Origin of the sequence: Brevibacterium sp. SIMBA_078 (assembly GCF_046534565.1) — a bacterium.
GTDB lineage: Bacteria > Actinomycetota > Actinomycetes > Actinomycetales > Brevibacteriaceae > Brevibacterium.
On sequence record NZ_JAWRYQ010000242.1, the window covers coordinates 1 to 269 of the forward strand.

The 269-nt window shown below is 33.5% G+C and carries 1 pseudogene; it reads right to left on the reverse strand.

Annotation, left to right across the window (positions count from 1 at the left end):
- Positions 1-269, reverse strand: a pseudogene (locus tag SB749_RS19580) (NERD domain-containing protein); the annotation flags it as partial.

The window sequence follows — 269 nt, forward strand, 5'->3', positions numbered from 1 at the left end:
CCGCTTCAATTGCATGAACCATTTTGGAAATTCTCTTTTATCAATCAATTGAATATTATAAAGAGATCCTGGGTAATCAAAGTAACCATTTCTTGTAAGCAATACTTTTCGTATTGGAAGATCTACTCCTTGGCTTGTAAAAATTTGAGAAATAACAGATTCCATTCGATTTAATTGAATCAGCGGGTTAAGGATTTTTTTATCGATATTCCCTACTTTTTCCGTCCAAAAGCGGTCACTATTCCCAACATAAACTGCCATGTTATCAT